Genomic DNA, 20,243 nt, shown 5'->3' on the forward strand with positions numbered 1-20,243 from the left:
TTGTGTGAACCCATGACAAAAAACCTAGACAACTGCTCAAGAAATTCAGGTTTTCCAAAAATAACTAAGTTGAGCTAGTTGTCAAGGTATAAGTTACTTATTTTTTAACGCTTCGCAAGAGTCTGCAACCTTAGCGAAGCAGGTTGGATTGCTTCACTCAATCAGGTTTGAGGTTACACCAGTTGAACGTAATGCCATGTTCATAATAATTTTTTGTGAATTAGCTTCTGGAGAATCATCATAAGGACGACGTTGAATATAACTGCCATCGGCTTGTAATTCCCAAGCTTGACGGTTATCTGCGAGCATAATTCCCATAATTTCTTGCAAATCTTTAGCAATATCTGGGTCTTTGACTGGGGTAATTACTTCGACTCGGCGATCTAGGTTGCGGCGCATCCAGTCAGCACTACCGATATAGATTTCCTCTTGGGTATTGTTATGAAAATAATAAATCCGAGAGTGTTCTAAAAAGCGACCGACAATGCTGATGATACGAATGTTTTCACTAATGTCTTTGATTCCTGGACGCAAACAACAAACGCCCCTGATAATTAAGTCGATTTGCACTCCAGCGCGGGAAGCTTCATATAGAGTGGCGATAATTTCTGGATCGACTAGGGAATTCATTTTGGCAACAATGCGTCCAGAAAATCCATTTTGAACATTTTCAATTTCGCGGTTAATTAGTGCCAAAAAGCGATCGCGCATATTTACAGGTGCAACCAGCAACTCTCGATAAGACTTTTGCAGGGAGTAGCCTGTCAAGAAATTAAATAAATCTGTGATGTCAGCACCCAATTCTTCACGGCAACTGAATAATCCCAAATCTGTATACAGGCGTGCCGTCTTCGGGTTATAGTTACCAGTGCCAATATGTACGTAGCGACGTATCCGGTCTTTTTCACGCCGTACCACCATGACGGTTTTACTATGAGTCTTCAGCCCTACTAAACCATAGACAACATGAACTCCAACTCTTTCTAGTCGTTTTGCCCAGTAAATATTATTTTCTTCATCAAATCGCGCCTTTAATTCCACCAGTACGGATACCTGCTTGTCATTTTCGGCAGCAGCAATTAAAGCATTGACGATGGGGGAGTCACCAGAAGTCCGGTAAAGGGTCATCTTGATGGCTAACACATTGGGGTCATAAGCGGCACTAGTAATAAAGCGCACTACTGTAGCTGAAAAGGATTGATAAGGATGGTGTACTAGCAAATCCTTTTCCCGAATCACAGCAAAAAAGTCTTTTCCTTCGTCCGTCTCCAAAACATCTGGATCTAAACTTGGTTCTCTCAGTCTTTGCAGGCGTGATGGTACAACAGATTGGCGTGGTGGATCTTTGAGTTCTGGTAATGGCAAGGCCATGAAATACATCAAATCCCGCAGTCCCAAAAGACCATCTACTTCATAGAGATCGCTTTCGGTTAATTCCAAATCTTGCAATAATCGCGATCGCACTATTTCAGGAGTCTGGGATTGAATTTCTAGCCGGACTGGACTCCCACCCAACCGTCGTTTTCGCAATTCCTGTTCGATCGCTAACAACAAATCATCTGCTTCATCTTCTTCTAGTACTAAATCAGCGTCACGGGTAATGCGGAATGGATGATATTCTTGAATGTTCATCCCTGGAAATAGAGATTCCAAGTTATGAGCGATCACCTGTTCTAAAGGTACTCCAGTCCAGTTGGTGGGTTTCTCGCCGTTCTGATCTCCCAATTCTGGCGGTATGGGTAAAAATCGTGGTAGAACGCTAGGGACTTTCACTCTGGCAAATAATTCTTCTTCGGTGTCTGGGTTTTTGACCACAACAGCGAGATTCAGACTGAGATTAGAAATAAAAGGAAAGGGATGACTAGGATCAACAGCCAAAGGAGTTAAAACAGGAAAGACTTGTTCCTCAAAATAACTGTTGATATGAGTTCGCTGTTTTTGATTTAAATCTATGTAATCCAGTATATGGATACCGTGATTTGCTAATAAGGGTCGAAGTACTTGCTCAAAATGTTGGTGCTGTTTCTTGACGTGGGGAATGAGGGTAGACCTAATATCGTCTAACTGTTGTTGTGGTGTCCGACCATCGGGGGTTAACAGACTAACTTTCGCCTCTACTTGTTGCTTTAAACCAGCAACCCGCACCATGAAAAACTCATCCAAATTGGAGTTAAATATTCCCAAAAACTTGAGGCGTTCCAAAAGAGGCGTGCGATCGTCACAGGCTTCATGTAACACCCTGCCATTAAATTCTAGCCAGCTTAACTCTCGGTTAAGATAATATTGTGGATCGCTGAGATTGATGGGGGTAGCGCTTTTCTTAGATTTTGCCATAATGACTTAAAGGCAGCAGATGTAGCCCATTGAACTGGGGGACAATAAACATAGTAAGTTAAATGGTGCTTGAGCATAACGCTAAGGCAATTTTTTGCTGTGCTGATTCTCTACCTCGCTACTGGTAAGGGACAAATATTTGACCTCACTTACATTCCTCTCTTTTAAGAAATTTTTGGTTTTGCGATCGCAGTTAGAGAGACGCGATAAATAGCCGTCTGTACAAAGAATTTATCTATCAATTCTTTATTGACAGACTACTAGCGGGTACTTCGCGATCGCGCAAGGCGTTTTTTTCCGAGAATCATTCTACCCAACCCATAACTAGATTTTATAGTCCGTTTCAATTGTGTGGAATATGGTGGGGTATACAATTGTGCATCCCTACAGATATTGCATCTAGACTAGAACCGCAATAAGTCTGGGTAGTCAAATTGTTGTCCACAGCATATTACCCATAAAGATGCATTGAAGATTTAGCAAAGATATAATATGGGCATTTCTGACGACTTTTGACAAATTATTAAGCTGTATTTACAGAGGATTATGGTGTGTAATCGGTCTAAAGCCTTACCTCCAGTGCTTTCTAGATTTTGTTTTCCAAAATACAAAATTTGGTAAGTATTGCCACAATTCTCATACAGGCATTAGATAGATAAAAGCCTCGCTATAGCTCTATTTATATTGAGTTTTTGCGACTATCATTCAGTTCCACACTCACAATTTTGTCTATTAGTTTTTTTAATTTATGACCGCTGAGATTTTGAAAAATTCCAGTATTGTTACTGAGAGTTTTCTGGAAAGCAATGGTTATATTGAAAACGCAAAGATAAACAACACGAGGAGTTTGTTAATCATGAAAATTTCTGCAATTCTCAAAGGAAGCATCTGCTTGTTAGGTTTGGTTAGCGTTGGTAACATTCTGGCTGCGCCAGCAAGTGCAAATCAAGCAGCAGCCCGTGGTGCAGTAACTCTTGTTAGAGCTTCAGGTGCTTCTATCAGTGTTAGTGGTGAATTAACTTTGCCCAATAACGCGTTCTTTCCTGGCCCTTTAACAGTTACACCTACTTATGCTGGTACACCAGCTGCAGACGATGAAACCATAGTTGATTTGAAAGTAGATCCAGGCACACCTGATACTACTAATCTTTCTACTAGCAGCAATCCTTTTGTAGCTTCAGCAGCAGCAGCATTAGATGCAGCTGTTACAAATAATGATATTGGCGCACAAGCAGCTATTATTCGGGCTGGTGCTGGTGCTAATGGTTTAGGCGGTTTAGAGTAGATTGAATTTTGGCTTCGTAAGTACTTACAAAGTTTTTTGCAACTGACAAAACAGTTGAATAAATATAAACACAGGGAAGAGAAACAGCAATGCTATATCTCTTCCCTATATTTGTTTGTGTTCACTACATTCCCCTCGCAATGACAAATTATTGACCAATTTCTGAATAAACCGTCAGCTTTTTTATCCTTATAAGGTAGTAAATAAAACTCATTCAGATTATCAGTTATTCGGAGTAAATACAGACCACTGATGGTTGTCATCATATCTTTGAATACAATTTGATGCAATCTCAGTGGATGTATGAATAACAAAATTAATGAAAATATTCTTGAAATTAATGCTAAAAATACGCGGTTATCTGTAAAGCTATTACTAATATTTATCCAGCTTGTAGCTGTTGTTAATTAAAAAGAATCTCAACAAATTGATCTAAAACATAGAGACTATAGAGATACTTAATTCTTACTGCGTAAGACTTTGATACACTTTATTTGTATTTATTTGTATTTTGAGGTCTACATTAGAAGTCATAGAACTTGATGTGATAAATTATCTATGACTTACGATAACCGCGCCGAAGTACGAAAAGTTTTAATTATTACCTTACTGCTCAACCTGTTTGTACTGGCATTAAAAGCACTTGTGGGCTACTGGACAGGTTCTTTAAGTTTGCTAGCTGATGCCTTGCATAGTGTGACAGATAGCGCTAACAATGTTTTAGGATTAGTTGCCAGTAAATTTTCTTCTCCACAACCCGATCGCGAGCATCCTTATGGACACCACAAATTTGAAGCAGTAGGCGCTCTAGGAATTGCCTCATTTTTAGGAATAGCCTGTTTTGAAATTCTGCAAGGAGCAATCGAACGAATTTTCAAAGGCGGTGGTGAACCGATAAAAATATCGCCACCGGAATTGTGGTTATTACTAATTGTGCTGGGTGTGAATATTTTTGTGGCGTTTTATGAACGTGCTGTAGGTAAACGGGTAGGTAGCTCAATTCTCATCGCTGATGCTACACATACCATGAGCGATATTTGGGTGACAATCTCTGTAATTGGTGGCTTGATAGGAGTTTGGCTAGGTTATCAATGGATGGATTTGGTGTTAGCTTTTCCTGTCGCCTTGTTGGTATTTTGGAGTGGCTGGTCAGTTTTAAAAGAGAATTTGCCTTGGCTTGTAGATCAAATGGCGATCGCACCAGAAGCAATACATGCGATCGCTACTTCTGTTCCAGGTGTAATTAACTGTCATGCGATCGCTTCTCGCGGTGTTCTTGGTCGTCAAGTGTTCATTGACATGCATTTAATCGTGGATGCAGCAGATGTAGAAACCGCCCACCACATCACCGAAGAAGTAGAAAGCCGATTAGAAGAACGCTTCCGTCCAGTAAGGATTTTAATTCACGTCGAACCACCAGCATATAAATCTGAGCAAATTAGTTTTGAAGCGAAGGGATGAGGAGAAATCAATTAAAAATTCAAAATGACGCTCTCTACGAGACGCTAAAAGCGTAGCTTGCTTCCCTGTAAGGGTACGCGGACTCGCTTTAAGCGTTCGCGTTAGCGTCTCTGAAAGAGGAGGCTTTACGCTGCGCTATTTTGCCTTCTCTTTCCCAATACCTGAATCCTTGTGTCAACTTTTATAAGAAGCAACCAAATTAGCGACGATCGCAACTAGTTCTCCTGGATCAACCGGTTTAGGCACATGAGTTTGAAAGCCTGCTTCCAAAGCGCGGCTACGATACTCGCTATCACCATAGGCAGTTAAGGCGATCGCAGGTAGTTTTCCATAAATATCAGACTTCAGCGCCCGAATCTTGCGGATAAGGGTGTAGCCATCTTCACCAGGCATCGCAATATCACAAATCAAGACATCTGGTTGCAACTCAGGTAGTACTTTCAATGCTACCGCTGCTGATGCAACTGCCGTAATTGCGGCTCCATCAGCTTCCAACACGGTAGTAATGTAAAAACGGCTATCATCATCATCATCAACTACGAGGATGTTTAAGCCAGCAAGGGGAAGAGCAGGTTCCATAACATCTCCATAAACGTTGATTTAATGAAACTTATTTCTAATAATCTGCTTGTTATTTTTTATGTCACCATACCTTTGGTAATTTTACTGCGATCTCGCCTATTTTCCTAGACAATAACTCAATTTTTTTAGCCGTCATCCAATTGATGATTAGTTATTCATTGGTATTTATAATTATTGAGTAGATAAAATTATGTTAGTGTTTAAATTCCTTTATATTTAAAAAATTACCTTTTACGAATAGCTGAAGTTCTATAAGACTACTATTTGATTTTTGAAAAGATACGTAGTCGCGTATCAAGGCTAAAATGTTACAAAAAAATTGTAGTTTGAGTGGAGGCTTTGCATTACCCAACATCCTGATATATGTTGGGTTCCACCCAACCTACGTCTAATGCACAATTTTTTTCTTGCCACACCAGTAGTAGGTTGCGATACGCGTAACACTAAAGCACTACAAATACTTATTTTTTCAAAAATCAAACTGGATTACTATAGAATAATCTTGCTGATTAATAACCGCTTTATTACTAACAGGTTTAGATTTTGATCGATGCTTTAAAAATTAAAGGTAGTAATACCAAAGTCAAAAAAATAGACAATACCGAGGCTTCAAACAAGTCAGTTCGGCATTGTCATTTTGAAATACAACTGAAGCAGAGGCGGAGACACTCTGCCGCAAGTCTTAAATTAGGAGTCAGAAGTAAACTAGATTTTATCTTTGACTATTAACTTGCAAATTGCTGTATATGAATCTCAACTAATACAACTAATCTGAATTAGATGAAAGATTCATATCAAAATTTGATTACTCCCATTCAATGGTTCCAGGCGGCTTAGATGTGATGTCATAAACCACCCGATTCACACCTTTCACTTCATTCACAATCCGCGTGGAAATCACTTCCAGGACATCGTAAGGCACTCTCGCCCAATCAGCAGTCATACCATCTTCACTAGTAACAATCCGCAAAACAATGGGGTAAGCGTAAGTACGTTGATCTCCCATAACACCAACGCTACGAATTGGTAGCAATACAGCAAATGCTTGCCAGAAATCATGATACATGCCGCGTTGGTTAATTTCTTGCCGGACAATCAAATCTGCATCGCGCAAAATGTTTAATCGCTCAGATGTGACTTCCCCCAAGATGCGAATTGCCAAACCAGGCCCAGGAAAAGGTTGCCGTTGGACAATTTCTTCTGGTAAACCAATGGAACGCCCAACTTTGCGGACTTCATCTTTAAATAGTTTCCGCAGTGGTTCCACCAATTTAAATCTGAGGTCTTTGGGCAAACCACCAACATTGTGATGACTCTTAATTTTCACCGCTACCCGTTCACCACTTTGGGGATCAACATTGGTGTCAGCAGATTCGATCACATCTGGATAAAGAGTCCCTTGAGCCAGATAGTCAAACTGACCGAGGCGCTTGGATGTTTCTTCAAATACACTGATAAATTCGTGTCCGATGCGGCGGCGTTTTTCTTCTGGATCTGTGACATCAGCGATCGCAGCTAAAAAGCGATCGCGAGCATTAACATACTCTACAGGAATGTGAAATTGCTCTTGAAACAGCTTTACCAATCGTTCCGGCTCATACTTTCGCATAAACCCTTGATCGATAAACACGCAAGTCAGTTGCTCACCAATGGCTTTGTACAGCAAAAAGGCCAAGGTAGAAGAATCCACTCCACCAGACAGCGCCAACAACACCCGCTTTTCGCCAACTCTGGCGCGAATTTCTCGAATTGCATCTTCGACAAAAGCTGCCGTTGTCCAAGTTGGTTCGCAATCGCAGATATGGTAGACAAAATTACGGATTAATGCTATCCCACCAATAGAATGCACTACCTCTGGATGGAACTGAACGCCATAAAGCTTCCTTTCGTGGTCGGCGATCGCAGCACAGGGAGTATTTTCGGTATGTGCCAGCAATTCAAACCCTGATGGCATTTGGGTAACTGAGTCTCCATGACTCATCCACATCGTAGTACCATCTTCGACATTCGTGAGCAAATCTGTAGGATCATCAATATATAATGAGGCTTTGCCGTATTCACCCCGCTCGGCCTTTGCCACTTCGCCACCGAGTTGGTTTACCATCAGCTGCATCCCATAGCAAACACCCAAGACGGGTATTCCTAAATTCCAAATTTCTGGATCGCAATGGGGAGCCTTTTCACCATAAACCGAACTTGGGCCACCAGAGAGGATGATTCCCTTAGGATTGAGTTGGCGCAAATGTTCAGAAGTAGTGCGATAGGATAAAACTTCGGAGTATACTTGAGTCTCGCGAATGCGACGGGCAATTAGCTCAGAATATTGAGAGCCAAAATCCAGAATTACAATCAATTGACGATCAAGCCGCCCAAAATTTTCCAATGTTTGGGGCGCTTGTTCAGTTGGTAGAGTCACCGCTGTATTCATGACGGGAGAGTTATATCTGTTAAGGATAAGTAGATGCTTTGTGGTCTATGGAGATGCTATTATTCAGCCTGGACAGGCTGATAATGGTATAAAAAGCCTTGACAAACGCGAGTTTATGTGCGTTTGTCAAGTACCGGAGTCAGAGATGGTATTAGAACGATAAATCTACCCTAGAGTGGTTACTTAAAGGATTATTTATTTGGATTGTTTACGATTATTCATAATAAATTAACATAATTTTCCCATCAACAGACCAGCAGTTTCACTCTTCACGATAATTTTGCGATCGCGATCAAAGAGAATAGAGCCACAGACTGTTACTTTTGTGGCGCTTTCGCTATGACTTTGGATGTATTCTTGGGAACGAACATCAATGGTTTCGGCGATCGCACTGTAAACTTGATTTACCCAATCACTACCAGTTGCAGCATCTAGAGATTTTAGATGTGTTAGTGCTGCTTCGGCGGTAGCACTATTAAACACAGCTTGGATATCTGGTGATTTTAAACCTGCGATCGCACAGTGCGCGGCCAAAATTTCCCGCCGTCCATCAGCCAAGTAGTGATGGGTATGAAAAATTCCGCCGGCTAGTTTCATCAGCTTACCGTGATAGCCAAATAATAAGATTTCTTTTACACCCAGCACATCAGCTTCTACTAACATTGGGCCCAGCCAGTTAGCAGTTTTGACCAATTGTTCGGGATTAATCCCTAGTTTACGCGCCAAATCTAGGCCATTCTCCCCGATACAGAATACTAAAGTTTCAAAACGACTGGCTTTATTTTGTAATTCCGCCCGAAAAACAGCAAGCTGATCTGGTGTACTTAAGGGTTGAGAAATGCCAGTAGTGCCTAAAAGGGAAAGTCCTTCAACCACACCAAAAGCAGAATTGGAAGTCCTAACAGCTAGCGATCGCCCTTCAGGTAGAATAATCGTCACCGTGATTTTTTCCTCAGGTGCTAGCATTCGTTGCAAATTCTCTTGCAACAGCCTTTGAGCGTAAGCATAAATAGCAGGCTTGTCATCAGCATTTAATTGCCTACCAATCCCTTCGCCACCTTTAATAATTACTGCATCATCACCCTGTTCTCGCCATTCCACCAATGCCCAAATTGGTGTATCTTTAGTCAAATCAAGATTATCACCGGGATCGCTACGGGCGATCGCTAAAGCCGTATTCTCAGATAGTCCTGCTACCTGTTCAATGGGGATTTCTGCGATTTGAGCGGGTTCAATCAAATCTACTGATGCTAAAGTTAGGGGTTTGCGATCGTGTAACCAATGTAAAGCTGCAACAGCAGCAGCACACGCAAACACCGGAAGTGTGTATCCAGAACGGGACATTTTGTAAATTCAAAAGTTAAAATAATTCTTCAAAAATAAAGACAATTTTAGACGGTAATTTAGACATCAACTGTAGCTTACTTCCTTTAGAATAACGTTCCCTCTCTACCTCCCTCAATACGGTCGGCGTGCAACGGGCAATTTAGACGGTGTTTACTTTGCTGAGTTCGACGCGACCGCCTTCAAATACTTGCACCATTAGCTGATAACCCTCCATCAGGGACATCCCGACGAGTGGTTCTGAATCAGCCTCATCAACCGGGATTGTCAGAATATCTTCATCCCAAAGTAAAACTGCTTCATAGACATTGAAAACGCATTCACTCCCATCTCCAAGAATGGCTCGTCCTCGCCTCTTCCATCTCAGATTCAACTGAGCGATCAAATGTGGAGGCAGTGAAAGCCAACCGTTAAAGCCTGTGTCCACAATCGCATCTTGTGTGTAAATTTTGCCATCGGAACCACAAACTGAAAGTGAAATAATCGGTTCAAAATCCGCGTTAACGATTCCGGCGATCATACGGCTTTTTTCATGCGTCCGCCGAATCGACGAACATAGCGAGAACCAATGCGGACAATCCAGACTTGAGCGTCTGGGTGACGGGCTTCGAGGCGATTGCAGGCAGCGATTTCACTAGCATCGACCTCAAAAGCTCCGGTTTCGATGTCGATCGCCACAATCTTACCATGATTATCTGCTTCAACCTGTGAGCGAACCTGAGATTCATAAATCTCATCGCCACGTCGAGCGAATTCTTCTTTGCTATAGCGGGGTTGGCGAACTGTCATAGAAATAGCCTCGTGTTCACGCCTCTAATTTTTCTATTTTAGGCTGTCAACCATCTTATCAAACTGGGCGATCGCTCTATCAAAGTCGTCCAGAGTCGTACTTACTGAGCAAACCGTCTGTAATAGATACACATTGCGTAAGCTTCGCCAAGCCTGAAATAGTTGATCATTAATTATTGCTTCTGGTTTTGGGAGATTACCAGCGAAGCAATCCTATAGTCCAAACTCCTTTGCCGAAAAATGAAAGTTATTCCAGTGCAATCAATCTCTTATTCTGCATTGGAACAACTTCAAGATTTTGATTACTACTGTACCTTGCCTGTGCAATGAGTTTCTTACCTTGCTTGACGGCTGTACGAATTGCATTTTCATATATTTTCTGATCAAATGTCAACGTTCGTGACGGTTCTGGTTGAGTAACAGTCCAACGAATCAAATCTTGATTATGAAATACGTTTACGCCTTTGGTGACACCAGCACACTCTGGAACGCCACACCAACATGTGATGATATAAAATTGACCGTCCCGCTCAATAGATTGAATTAACTCCTCTAAGTTCACTGCGTAGTATGTAAAGTCAGTTAGTCTTTCACCATTCACAAGAATTTCAAAAATTAGATAATACCCTCCCTGTTTATTTTTATCGTCAGGAAAAGTATATAGATGACTGCATATTTTGATATCACTAATTGGGTTCATTTTTACTAGCGGATTTATCCACAAACAACTTCTTCTCACGATCAGCAGCAAAAGCTAGACACGCTTTAATATCTTCAGAAGTTAATTCAGAAAAATCCTCTAGGATTTCTGCTTCAGTCATTCCACTAGCAAGATACTCCAAAATATCATAAACAGTGATTCGCATTCCCCGGATACAGGGTTTACCACTGCGTTTTCCAGGTTCAATTGTAATAATGTCGTGATAATTCATAATTAGTCAAGATAATAGTTACGATCGCCTGAAAACATCGATTCTAGCTCCTCAACTGTTGCAATAATTGCCTCTATATCTCTATCTGAAGCCAATTCCTTAATCTCTTTAAGACGTTCCAACACTCCTGCTTTCCCATCCGGCACCAATGCATTAAACTGATACCAATTGTAGAGGTGATACAGCAGGTGATACGTAACACCGATATCTAGTTCATGACTAGGTTCACGTAGAAATAACTCTAAATTAACTAACCAGTCTATTGCGGCATCAATTCCATCAATGTAAGTGTGAAAAACAGCAGTTTTCAGCATTTCCTCTGGTGCATTGGGATAAGCTTGGCGGAATGCCTGTTTTGCCTCGCTGCTCAAGTTGCTACGTTGTAGCAAAGTTCGTACAATTTCCCAACGTTGTTCTCGACTGAATTGTTTTGGCGTGTTCGCATCCTGTGACTGTTGCATCTAAGCCCATCCAATAATGCTAACAGTGTAAACAGTTTGTCTTAAGTGCGATCGCCTGAGCAACACCAAATAACTTTACTGATAATTTCTATTCCGTCTGCTGCACCGCAGTATTGAGTTGCTGACGCTGGGCAACATGGATTAACATCCTTAGCGCTCCATTCACAGCTGCATCATTGGGAAAAGCTTGAGCAACATCGGGATCTAAAAGCACTAAGTTCGTCCCTGCACGATATCTCTCAACATATTTGCCCTTAACTCCGTCCTCCATTTGAGCGAAGTCGTACTCAGAAAGTAATTCGTCTTCCATTTTATTTTCAACTTCCCTCTTCATAGAATCTCCTCTCGTGTCGAGTGGCTTTTCGGGCACTACTAACTCGTACCTTTTCTCCTCTGTCGGTATGTGCAACAACTAAAAGTTGTCCAAACCCAGATATGCCAATAAGAACGTAGCGGTTTTCTCTAATGGAATGATTGGGATCGGGGAAAGTTACAGATCGAGGGTCATTAAATACGGTTGAAGCTTCCTGAAAGGAAACATCATGCTTCTCAAGGTTAAACGCTGCCTTCTCCGGGTTCCACTCAAATTCCATGCAAAATCTTTTCTGCCACCTTCTCCTGGAGTTTAGCAGCACTGTGAGGATGCTCCATCAACAATCTCAAAGTCACCCTTACCGCAAAATTACGAATTAGTAATTAGTCAAACACCTACTTCTAATAATAGAGCTTCCATAGCTTCCCAAGAGAGTCCTTGTTGAATATAACGGGGTGCTTCAGGATTGTAAGGACTGGCTACTCGGTCAATATTGAGGATGTTTGCCCCATCTGGTAGAACTGGTACATCTGCATCAAATGCCGTTGGACGCATCAAAGAACTGGAAAAGCCTTTGAAAATGGCAATTGTATCTTGCTCATCGGCAATTTCCACCGTTACAATTAGGACTTCTTTGGTGCGTTTAGCGGTGTATTGTTCCATTCGCTTGCCAATGGAATTCATTTTTTTAAGATTAGGGTTACTGTGGTGTGGCCGAGCGTCCCTGCTTGCCCAGCTTAATCAGAACAAAATAGCTTAAGTAAAGCACATAAATGACTAAACTAGTTATGCCAAGAAAACCTAAGAACTCAGCCTTACTATTAGCATGAAAATATTCTTTGAATAGTAACGGAGCCTCGAACCAAACCTGACAATAGGAAGTCTTCAGCACATTGCCAGAAAAAGCACAACCCAAAAAAGGGATAAAGGCGAGTGTGCCCAAAAAACAATAAACAGTTGTCGCCCAGCGCCAAGAAGTAAAAATAAATTTCAAAGAACCACTGGTTTGATACTCAATTTCATCGTTGATATCCACCCAGAACCACAGCGAAATCGGGATCAAAATCCGAGCCATCAACCCAGAGATAAAGCTAACTGGATACTGGGCAATCATTAAGTAAATCGTGATTGCTACTAGGCTTGCTACTCGCCAGTATATGATCAATAAGCGTTGTATACCTTCTGCTTTTTGCACAAATGCCCAAATCAGAAGAATTAGCGGAATAATTACCAAGAATAATACTGATAGTCGGTAATCAATCCAGACGAAAGGGCGAAACCAAATATTATAGTCCATAGTTTTTCTCAAACAATAGATAAAAATAAGTCAGAACCCAGAATAAATCAAGTGGGGTTTTATACCACTACATGATTGTAGACTGCTAAATAAGGCAGTGGTATAAAACCCTTTTATTCAGGAGTCAGTCGAACTCCAATTCATCCTGAATTCTTCTTGATAATAGTTTATTGAACCTCGTATGACTATAAGTCACGAGTATTACAAAAAATTTATAGGGGCATACATCTGTACGCCCCTACTAACAATTAATTTGTTGTTTAATTTATAAAAATCCTAGTTTATCCCTTTGGAATAAGCCTCTTGATTCAGATAAAGAATTTACAGATGATTTCAAGTTAGTGAGGTATACAAGCTAAATCTCAAAACCAGGTATAAAGCCTGTTTTGCTTCTGCTAGGGCAGCGGGGCGTAGCCTATTGTGATTCCTTCTGCTGTATTTTTTGTTTTCACGACTCAAGTACAGGACTTAAATAAAACGCTTGCAAGTGGAGGACATTGGCAAATCTCCGCATCCCCCACTTTGGGCGTATTCTTTGGTCAATCCTGGTTGCTTGCTGACCAAACAACAGAAAATCTGCTTGCCTCAATTTTTAGTCGTCGTAAACGCGGCATTCAATTGCATCTGGGTTGTCATCACAATACTGTTCTAGAGAGTTTTTTGGCTTGCTTTGACGCTTGTGAGAAGCTTCGGCTTGCAACTCTTCTACTGCATCCCAAGCAGCAGCACACTCTGGTGAGTTGCTACCGTTGATATCACAAACAGTACGCGCTTGTTCTACTTCTTCTTGGATTTTCTCTTGAATGTCGCCTTTTGCTGTTTCTTGGATGTTTGTCATTGCTTTAGTCTCGTTGTGTGTTGTTAATACTAGTATAGAAAATGTTCAGAAATGGTAATTTTTCGCTTGATTAATAACCATTCTAACCATTTAGCCGATCATAAGTTAGTGCTTTAGCCTATTGATTTATAACCAATACAGCAAGTTAGCGCATCTATAATGCATTTACCTTTATTTTTTAAGATTTTGTGGAATCAGTAGCATAGATAAATAATCATACAATATATTCAGATGCCTATATAGGGAATGACAACCCCAGCTTCTTGGGATGGTGGAGACAAAGGGCTGGTGTCAATTCTTGTAAAATGCAATTCTTCCCAAAATAAAAAGTCAAAACCTACTAGCCTAAAAAGAGAAAGAAGCTCAAAACTCATGGCAGACCAAATGCAGTGGGCAAATGCCCTATCAACCCGTCATTCATTGGAAGCCGCTGTTACAGATGTGGTAGAACGTGCTGTCTCATCGTTAACGGCACATGCGGATCTAGGACTGGTATTCATTTCGTCTGCTTTTACGAGTGAGTATTCTCGACTGTTACCTTTGTTAGCTGAGAAACTTTCTGTGCCAGTGTTAATTGGCTGTAGCGGTGGAGGTGTGATTGGGACAACAGTTAGCGGAGATACCCAAGAACTAGAAGCTGAACCAGCTATTAGCTTGACTTTAGCACACCTTCCAGGAGTGAAGATTCAAGTTTTTCATGTTGTTGCTGAAGAATTACCTGACTTAGACAGTTCACCAGATGCTTGGGTTGATTTGATCGGTGTACCACCATCGCCGACACCCCAGTTCATCCTGCTTTCTAGTTCTTTCGCCTCTGGAATCAATAATTTGTTGCAGGGATTGGATTTTGCTTATCCAGGATCGGTGATCGTGGGGGGACAGGCTAGTGGTGGGGGTATGGGTGGTCGTGTTGCCTTATTTTGTAACGATGTTAGTGGCGAGGAACACCAAAATCTGTACAGAGAGGGTACTGTTGGTATAGCTTTGACTGGCAATATTGTTTTAGAAACGATTGTAGCCCAAGGATGCCGACCGATTGGCAAACCATTGCAAGTCACAAAAGCTGATCGCAATATTATTCTCGAATTAGATGAAAAAGTACCTTTAGTGGTGTTGCGAGATTTGATTGCCAGTCTCAGCGAACAAGAACGGAGTTTAGCCCAGCATTCTCTGTTTGTGGGTGTGGCAATGGATGAATTTAAGTTAGCTTTGCAGCAAGGAGACTTTTTAATTCGTGGTATTCTTGGGGTCGATCCAACAGCTGGGGCGATCGCAATTGGCGATCGCGTCCGTCCTGGTCAAAGGCTGCAATTCCACCTCCGCGATGCCCAAGCCTCTGCTGAAGACTTAGAATTACTCCTGCAAAGTTATCAACACCAGCGAGAATCTGAACCTTCTGCTGTAGCTGCTTTGATGTTTGCCTGTCTAGGACGAGGTGAAGGACTGTATGGTAAACCTAACTTCGATTCGGAACTATTTCAGCGCTACCTTAATGATATTCCTGTCGGTGGCTTTTTCTGTGGTGGTGAAATTGGCCCTGTTGGTGGTAGAACGTTTTTACACGCCTACACTTCAGCGTTTGGAATTTGTCGCCAAAATCAGTAATCAGTGTTAAACCAATTTTCGATTTTGAATTTTGGATTTTGGATTGAAATAAAAATCTAAAATCTAAAATCTAAAATTGAATCACTCCTAACTCTTATCCAGCAAAAGTGTGCTGTTATTATCAATCAGTGTCATTCCAGCAGTGGCGATGCCTGGGTTGGAGTGTGATGCACTATATGTCTGAATATAACGCCGCACTTCTGGGGGAAAATGAGGATAATCTAAGACAGCATCACCATCGGCAATAGTCGCCCAGAAGTCACGCAAACCAGGAGCTAATTCTTTTGCCTGTGATAATGGTAAGTTTAATGGGGAGTGAGTTAGTAGCTTAACTAGGAAAGGGAAAGAGCGATCGCCCATCCACTGCCTTGATGAATGTTGCAAGTCGGGGAACTCTGGCACAGATTCAACGCGATGGGATAAAATTTGCAACCATTCTTTACCTTGGTGATCTCGATGAAACTCTAGCACCCGATAAGGGTGAGGGTAGCTTACTAAAGAGCCAGTGGTAATATCATAAACTCCATCTGAGTAAGCAATATCCTGAACGTGCAAATGCCCCGTAAACACTAGCTTGACTCCATAGCGCCTCAGCAATTGCAATAGTTCTGTGGAATTAGACAACATATAGCGATTTGCTAGTGGATGACTCGATTGATTGGGCAAATGCTCCACCACATTATGATGCACCATCACTAAAACTAAATCGTCACCAGACGCCGCCAGTACCTCTTCTAACCACCGTAGCTGTTTGGCATCCAAACACCCCACTTGCTCACCCTGGTCATTAAAGGAGTTAGAATTCAGTCCAATCAGCTTAACTCCAGGTAGCAACTCACGAATGTAGTAAATCTGCTGTGGATCTTCATAGCCAAACTTCGTGTAATAGTAGGGAAAATCCGCAAAAGCAATTGATTGCTGATCGGCCAACAGTACAGGAACGTCATGATTCCCAGGAACAACATAGACGGGAAAAGGAAGTTCGGCTAAACATTGTTGCAACCAAGCGTGATTTTCTGGTTCGCCGTGTTGGGTTAAATCTCCTGGTAACAACAGGAAATCTAAATCAAGTTGTATTAAATGTTCTAGTACGCTTTTAAACGCCGAGATACTTACTTCTACTAGATGAAAGCGGCTAGGATGATCCCAGATTGTGTGAGGAAGTGCCAGGTGTAAGTCGCTGACTACCGCAAAGCGAAAATTGAGAGTCATTGATTTATGAAAATGTTAAAAGCAGGGGTTAAAACAAGTCTTTTTCCAAAAGTATAACGCTTGCTTTGTTTCCCTGCGTAGGAGTGCATCTACTTAACATTTGTATACATGAAGCATCGATCGCACACTATGATGACAATTATTTATTGGCATTTTTAATTTTTAATTCAAAGCAAAGCGACGTGACTGCCTTTTCTGCTACTCCCCTTTTCGATAAAATAACTGAGCAGATCAGCAAGGAACAGTTCAGAATCATGGCTCAAGCTAGTATTGGAATTATTGGTGGTAGCGGTCTGTATAAAATGGATGCGCTCAAAGATGTCGAAGAAGTGCAAGTCCAAACTCCTTTTGGTTCACCATCTGATGCTTTGATTCTGGGGACTTTGGATGGGACACGGGTAGCTTTTTTAGCGCGTCATGGCCGCAATCACACGCTTTTACCCTCCGAGTTACCGTTTCGCGCGAATATCTATGCGATGAAGCAATTGGGTGTAAAGTATTTAATCTCAGCTAGTGCTGTCGGTTCCTTGAAAGCAGAGGCGAAACCACTGGATATGGTGGTGCCAGATCAGTTTATTGACAGAACAAAAAATCGGATTTCAACGTTTTTCGGTGAAGGAATTGTGGCTCACATTGCCTTTGGAGATCCGATATGTAAGAATTTGGCTGTTGTGTTGGCAGATGCGATCGCATCTCTCAATTTACCAGAAGTTACTCTCCATCGCGGCGGTACTTATGTGTGCATGGAAGGCCCAGCTTTTTCTACTAAAGCAGAATCGAATCTCTACCGTAGTTGGGATGCAACAATTATTGGTATGACAAATTTACCAGAGGCGAAGCTGGCCAGGGAAGCAGAAATAGCTTATGCAACCTTAGCGCTGGTGACAGATTATGATTGTTGGCATCCAGACCATGACAGTGTGACGGTAGAATTAGTAATTGGCAATTTGCTACGGAATGCTGTGAATGCTCAAAAGGTGATTCAAGAAACTGTGCGCCGCTTGAGTGAAAATCCGCCAACCAGTGAGGCGCATTCGGCGTTGCAGTATGCGATTTTGACTCAGTTGGATAAAGCACCAGCGGCAACAAAGGAAAAATTAGGGTTATTGTTGCAGAAGTATTTGTAGTGAAGAATTCAGGAGTCAGAATCAAGACACTTCTCTACGAAGAGACTGCGCCAACGCTATCAGTTGGGCATATATCAATACAGTTCAGAATGAGCAACAAAACACTTGTAGAAACGGCGATTCATCGCGTCTTGAAAACCCAAAATTGTTGCTAGTAGCCCTTAACCCAAGCGTATTGGGGCATAGATACCATGTGGGAAGAAAGCTATAGACCTGCTACTGATTAAAAACCACCAAATCTTACGATTTGGTGGTTTTTAATCTATCTATTCATCAGCCACTTGTATAGAATTGATTCTGAATTCTGTTAGCGTAGCGGGACGTAGCCCATTCTGACTTCTGACTTCTGAATTCTGAATTCTATTTCGATAACTAATTTCAATCAACCTTTCTGACTGCACCCTTCACTGCGTCGGCTGCATCCTCTGCTGTGCGCTGAACATTTTTACCAGCATCATCAGCCCCACGTTGAACATTTTTCGTCAAGTCTTTGGCTGCATTTTGGGTATTTTCCTTGAGATTTTCAAATCCACGCTGAGTACCCTTAACAACACCTTCCCGCAATTCCTCGGCGGAACTACCAACATCTTCACCTAGATTCTTCACTCTTTCACCAAGGGGTGTACCTTGTTGGAAATTCCGAACATATTGCTCTCGGCTGTCAATTCCTTTCTGCTCAATATTTTTTTGAGCATTTTTGACTAGCGCCTCAGCTCTATCATTAGCTGCTTTTTCATCTCTTGCTCTAGGATCTACATCACTAAAGTTATTTATCCCGCCAGCAGGAGAAGAGAGAGGATTATCTTTTGTAGGATCATATCGCTGGACGTTAGGTGCTTGCGAACCTGGCTGTGGTGGCTGTGCTGCTACTCCTGGAGCGCCACAAGCCTGTGTCATAAATAAAAACATTCCTGCTACAAAAACAGTTAAGAATTTCAAGGGACGAATGTTTTTCAGCCAATTCATTGCTTTTTTCATAGTTCTCACTCCTTGCATTTTTGTGACTAAGTTAAACTTCAACCAAGATACATTTGGAATTATTTTTGTATCCCAAGCATTCAGAAAAATAATAACTTTCATTAATAATATTGTTAATGAAATGAGTTTTACTCTAGCGCAAGTAACATTTAATTTATTACAAAAGGAATAATTTTATCTAACTCTAGGGAGAGACAAACTAAGATAATATAGTTTTTGTAAAAAGAGCTATATCAACTTGTTTGATACCTGAAAAGCTTTGGATGTATAGCTGACATACCATAAGATTTGAGGTATTCAGCCCTTGTAGCTATCACCGTTAAATTACTAAATTCATGAAGCAATTTTTCCGCTGGATAATTTTGGGGGGAACGCTGTTTTTTTTAGGGAAAGCTTTGAAGGATAATTGGAGCGAGGTTACTGCTATCCGCATTGATGATGTAGGATGGGCAATTATGGCGATCGCTACCGGGATAACTTTACTAGCTCATACTTGGGCAGGCTGGATCTGGACTTGGATTCTCCAAGAGTTAAATCAACCTGTATCGTCTCCCCAGTTTATCCAAGTTTACCTAAAAACGAACATAGCTAAGTATTTACCAGGTAATATCTGGCATCACTACGGACGAATTGTCGCTGCCAAAAATGCCAATATTCCTACTGGTGCAGCTACCCTAAGCGTTTTACTAGAACCGCTACTCATGCTAGCGGCTGCTTTAATCATTATTGTTCTATGCAGTAGCCAATTTGCGGCAGCTAATACTACCCTTGTTATACGAATACTACAATTGCTGAGTTTAGCTGTAGTCCTTTGTGCGATTCATCCCTGGTTTTTAAACCCAGTTATTCGCTTTTTGTACAGATTGAAAGCAAAAAAGTCTGCTGCTACTACTCAACCAACCGTTCCCTTCAGTCTTAAAAGCTATCCTCTACGCCCTTTGTTAGGAGAATTGGGCTTTATGGGATTACGCGCCGCTGGGTTTATACTAACTATATCCGCCCTGGGTTCGTTGAATGGGAATCAAATTCCTTTGTTGTTAGGGGCTTTTAGTTGCGCTTGGTTATTGGGGTTTGTCGTACCGGGTGCGCCTGGTGGGTTGGGTGTGTTTGAAGCGACTGCGTATGAACTTTTACGACACCATTTTCCAGCAGCTTTAGTATTTAGTGCGATCGCTCTATATCGTCTCATTAGTATTCTAGCTGAAACTGCGGGTGCTATCCTCGCTTGGCTAGACGAACGCCTTGCTAAATCATAAA

Annotated in this window: 22 protein-coding genes; 6 read left to right on the plus strand and 16 right to left on the minus strand. The window is 41.6% G+C overall.

The annotated features are described in order from the left end of the window. Positions 1-153 precede the first annotated feature (153 nt). Complete coding sequence (ppk1, locus tag FD723_RS18235; RefSeq protein ID WP_179066587.1) at positions 154-2,334, minus strand: polyphosphate kinase 1; 2,181 nt, start codon at positions 2,332-2,334, stop codon at positions 154-156. Positions 2,335-3,190: 856 nt separating this feature from the next. Here ppk1 and FD723_RS18240 point away from each other — a divergent pair. Then, positions 3,191-3,619 carry a hypothetical protein gene (locus FD723_RS18240; protein WP_179066588.1) on the plus strand — a complete coding sequence of 143 codons (429 nt, stop codon included), beginning with the start codon at positions 3,191-3,193 and terminating at the stop codon, positions 3,617-3,619. A 558-nt stretch (positions 3,620-4,177) separates the two neighbouring features. Further along, complete coding sequence (locus FD723_RS18245) at positions 4,178-5,080, plus strand: cation diffusion facilitator family transporter (RefSeq protein ID WP_179066589.1); 903 nt, start codon at positions 4,178-4,180, stop codon at positions 5,078-5,080. 174 nt (positions 5,081-5,254) lie between these two features. Here FD723_RS18245 and FD723_RS18250 read toward each other — a convergent pair whose 3' ends face one another. Then, positions 5,255-5,659 (minus strand): response regulator, encoded by a 405-nt coding sequence (locus FD723_RS18250; RefSeq protein WP_179066590.1) that lies wholly within the window; start codon positions 5,657-5,659, stop codon positions 5,255-5,257. 808 nt (positions 5,660-6,467) lie between these two features. Continuing rightward, on the minus strand, positions 6,468-8,090 hold the full coding sequence (guaA, locus tag FD723_RS18255) for a glutamine-hydrolyzing GMP synthase (protein ID WP_179066591.1): 1,623 nt from the start codon (positions 8,088-8,090) through the stop codon (positions 6,468-6,470). Between guaA and FD723_RS18260 the strand changes: the two genes are divergently transcribed. Beyond that, entirely contained in the window at positions 8,089-8,253 is a 165-nt protein-coding gene (locus FD723_RS18260; RefSeq protein ID WP_179066592.1) for a hypothetical protein, read from the plus strand. The genes guaA and FD723_RS18260 overlap by 2 nt on opposite strands. Before the next feature lie 65 nt (positions 8,254-8,318). Here FD723_RS18260 and cbiD read toward each other — a convergent pair whose 3' ends face one another. The 11 genes from cbiD to FD723_RS18315 form a co-directional block, all read right to left on the minus strand. Then, the gene (cbiD, locus tag FD723_RS18265; RefSeq protein ID WP_179066593.1) at positions 8,319-9,434 is read right to left on the minus strand and encodes a cobalt-precorrin-5B (C(1))-methyltransferase CbiD; all 1,116 of its coding nucleotides are present in this window, start codon (positions 9,432-9,434) and stop codon (positions 8,319-8,321) included. A 142-nt stretch (positions 9,435-9,576) separates the two neighbouring features. Further along, a complete protein-coding gene (locus FD723_RS18270) occupies positions 9,577-9,954 on the minus strand; it encodes a clan AA aspartic protease (protein WP_179066594.1) in 378 nt (125 codons plus the stop codon). Next, positions 9,951-10,223 carry a hypothetical protein gene (locus FD723_RS18275; RefSeq protein ID WP_179066595.1) on the minus strand — a complete coding sequence of 91 codons (273 nt, stop codon included), beginning with the start codon at positions 10,221-10,223 and terminating at the stop codon, positions 9,951-9,953. Before FD723_RS18275 ends, FD723_RS18270 begins: the two co-directional genes overlap by 4 nt. Before the next feature lie 247 nt (positions 10,224-10,470). Continuing rightward, positions 10,471-10,923, minus strand: coding sequence for a hypothetical protein (locus tag FD723_RS18280; protein WP_179066596.1), 453 nt, complete (start codon positions 10,921-10,923; stop codon positions 10,471-10,473). Continuing rightward, complete coding sequence (locus FD723_RS18285; RefSeq protein ID WP_179066597.1) at positions 10,910-11,155, minus strand: DUF433 domain-containing protein; 246 nt, start codon at positions 11,153-11,155, stop codon at positions 10,910-10,912. Before FD723_RS18285 ends, FD723_RS18280 begins: the two co-directional genes overlap by 14 nt. A gap of 2 nt (positions 11,156-11,157) precedes the next feature. Next, on the minus strand, positions 11,158-11,616 hold the full coding sequence (locus FD723_RS18290) for a hypothetical protein (protein WP_179066598.1): 459 nt from the start codon (positions 11,614-11,616) through the stop codon (positions 11,158-11,160). Positions 11,617-11,704: 88 nt separating this feature from the next. Next, complete coding sequence (locus FD723_RS18295; RefSeq protein ID WP_179066599.1) at positions 11,705-11,950, minus strand: hypothetical protein; 246 nt, start codon at positions 11,948-11,950, stop codon at positions 11,705-11,707. Beyond that, positions 11,934-12,209 carry a BrnT family toxin gene (locus FD723_RS18300; RefSeq protein ID WP_179066600.1) on the minus strand — a complete coding sequence of 92 codons (276 nt, stop codon included), beginning with the start codon at positions 12,207-12,209 and terminating at the stop codon, positions 11,934-11,936. The genes FD723_RS18295 and FD723_RS18300 overlap by 17 nt, the downstream gene beginning before the upstream one ends. Positions 12,210-12,316: 107 nt before the next feature. Then, positions 12,317-12,613 (minus strand): hypothetical protein, encoded by a 297-nt coding sequence (locus FD723_RS18305; protein WP_179066601.1) that lies wholly within the window; start codon positions 12,611-12,613, stop codon positions 12,317-12,319. 16 nt (positions 12,614-12,629) lie between these two features. Further along, positions 12,630-13,226: a DUF3177 family protein gene (locus FD723_RS18310; RefSeq protein WP_179066602.1), complete on the minus strand. Its 597-nt coding sequence runs from the start codon at positions 13,224-13,226 to the stop codon at positions 12,630-12,632. A 592-nt stretch (positions 13,227-13,818) separates the two neighbouring features. After that, a complete protein-coding gene (locus FD723_RS18315; protein WP_069074399.1) occupies positions 13,819-14,064 on the minus strand; it encodes a Calvin cycle protein CP12 in 246 nt (81 codons plus the stop codon). Between the two features lie 372 nt (positions 14,065-14,436). Here FD723_RS18315 and FD723_RS18320 point away from each other — a divergent pair, with 372 nt between their 5' ends. Continuing rightward, positions 14,437-15,669: an FIST N-terminal domain-containing protein gene (locus FD723_RS18320; RefSeq protein ID WP_179066603.1), complete on the plus strand. Its 1,233-nt coding sequence runs from the start codon at positions 14,437-14,439 to the stop codon at positions 15,667-15,669. Positions 15,670-15,756: 87 nt separating this feature from the next. On the opposite strand, the gene FD723_RS18325 is transcribed toward FD723_RS18320, so the two are convergent. Then, positions 15,757-16,881 carry a metallophosphoesterase gene (locus FD723_RS18325; protein ID WP_179066604.1) on the minus strand — a complete coding sequence of 375 codons (1,125 nt, stop codon included), beginning with the start codon at positions 16,879-16,881 and terminating at the stop codon, positions 15,757-15,759. A gap of 254 nt (positions 16,882-17,135) precedes the next feature. On the opposite strand from FD723_RS18325, the gene FD723_RS18330 reads away from it, so the two are divergent. Continuing rightward, a complete protein-coding gene (locus FD723_RS18330) occupies positions 17,136-18,008 on the plus strand; it encodes an S-methyl-5'-thioadenosine phosphorylase (RefSeq protein ID WP_179066605.1) in 873 nt (290 codons plus the stop codon). 378 nt (positions 18,009-18,386) lie between these two features. On the opposite strand, the gene FD723_RS18335 is transcribed toward FD723_RS18330, so the two are convergent. Further along, entirely contained in the window at positions 18,387-18,986 is a 600-nt protein-coding gene (locus tag FD723_RS18335) for a hypothetical protein (protein WP_179066606.1), read from the minus strand. Between the two features lie 335 nt (positions 18,987-19,321). Between FD723_RS18335 and FD723_RS18340 the strand changes: the two genes are divergently transcribed. Beyond that, positions 19,322-20,242 (plus strand): YbhN family protein, encoded by a 921-nt coding sequence (locus tag FD723_RS18340; RefSeq protein ID WP_179066607.1) that lies wholly within the window; start codon positions 19,322-19,324, stop codon positions 20,240-20,242. Position 20,243 lies beyond the last annotated feature (1 nt).

This window comes from Nostoc sp. C052 (genome assembly GCF_013393905.1).
GTDB lineage: Bacteria > Cyanobacteriota > Cyanobacteriia > Cyanobacteriales > Nostocaceae > Nostoc.

Coding starts and splice junctions, on each gene's coding strand:
- guaA (WP_179066591.1), bottom strand. CDS start 8,090: ATGAATACAGCGGTGACTCTACCAACTGAACAAGCGCCCCAAACATTG.
- cbiD (WP_179066593.1), bottom strand. CDS start 9,434: ATGTCCCGTTCTGGATACACACTTCCGGTGTTTGCGTGTGCTGCTGCT.
- FD723_RS18245 (WP_179066589.1), top strand. CDS start 4,178: ATGACTTACGATAACCGCGCCGAAGTACGAAAAGTTTTAATTATTACC.
- FD723_RS18260 (WP_179066592.1), top strand. CDS start 8,089: ATGACGGGAGAGTTATATCTGTTAAGGATAAGTAGATGCTTTGTGGTC.
- FD723_RS18275 (WP_179066595.1), bottom strand. CDS start 10,223: ATGACAGTTCGCCAACCCCGCTATAGCAAAGAAGAATTCGCTCGACGT.
- FD723_RS18340 (WP_179066607.1), top strand. CDS start 19,322: ATGAAGCAATTTTTCCGCTGGATAATTTTGGGGGGAACGCTGTTTTTT.
- FD723_RS18335 (WP_179066606.1), bottom strand. CDS start 18,986: ATGAAAAAAGCAATGAATTGGCTGAAAAACATTCGTCCCTTGAAATTC.
- ppk1 (WP_179066587.1), bottom strand. CDS start 2,334: ATGGCAAAATCTAAGAAAAGCGCTACCCCCATCAATCTCAGCGATCCA.
- FD723_RS18290 (WP_179066598.1), bottom strand. CDS start 11,616: ATGCAACAGTCACAGGATGCGAACACGCCAAAACAATTCAGTCGAGAA.
- FD723_RS18305 (WP_179066601.1), bottom strand. CDS start 12,613: ATGAATTCCATTGGCAAGCGAATGGAACAATACACCGCTAAACGCACC.
- FD723_RS18240 (WP_179066588.1), top strand. CDS start 3,191: ATGAAAATTTCTGCAATTCTCAAAGGAAGCATCTGCTTGTTAGGTTTG.
- FD723_RS18280 (WP_179066596.1), bottom strand. CDS start 10,923: ATGAACCCAATTAGTGATATCAAAATATGCAGTCATCTATATACTTTT.
- FD723_RS18320 (WP_179066603.1), top strand. CDS start 14,437: ATGGCAGACCAAATGCAGTGGGCAAATGCCCTATCAACCCGTCATTCA.
- FD723_RS18250 (WP_179066590.1), bottom strand. CDS start 5,659: ATGGAACCTGCTCTTCCCCTTGCTGGCTTAAACATCCTCGTAGTTGAT.
- FD723_RS18295 (WP_179066599.1), bottom strand. CDS start 11,950: ATGAAGAGGGAAGTTGAAAATAAAATGGAAGACGAATTACTTTCTGAG.
- FD723_RS18315 (WP_069074399.1), bottom strand. CDS start 14,064: ATGACAAACATCCAAGAAACAGCAAAAGGCGACATTCAAGAGAAAATC.
- FD723_RS18285 (WP_179066597.1), bottom strand. CDS start 11,155: ATGAATTATCACGACATTATTACAATTGAACCTGGAAAACGCAGTGGT.
- FD723_RS18310 (WP_179066602.1), bottom strand. CDS start 13,226: ATGGACTATAATATTTGGTTTCGCCCTTTCGTCTGGATTGATTACCGA.
- FD723_RS18300 (WP_179066600.1), bottom strand. CDS start 12,209: ATGGAATTTGAGTGGAACCCGGAGAAGGCAGCGTTTAACCTTGAGAAG.
- FD723_RS18270 (WP_179066594.1), bottom strand. CDS start 9,954: ATGATCGCCGGAATCGTTAACGCGGATTTTGAACCGATTATTTCACTT.
- FD723_RS18325 (WP_179066604.1), bottom strand. CDS start 16,881: ATGACTCTCAATTTTCGCTTTGCGGTAGTCAGCGACTTACACCTGGCA.
- FD723_RS18330 (WP_179066605.1), top strand. CDS start 17,136: ATGGCTCAAGCTAGTATTGGAATTATTGGTGGTAGCGGTCTGTATAAA.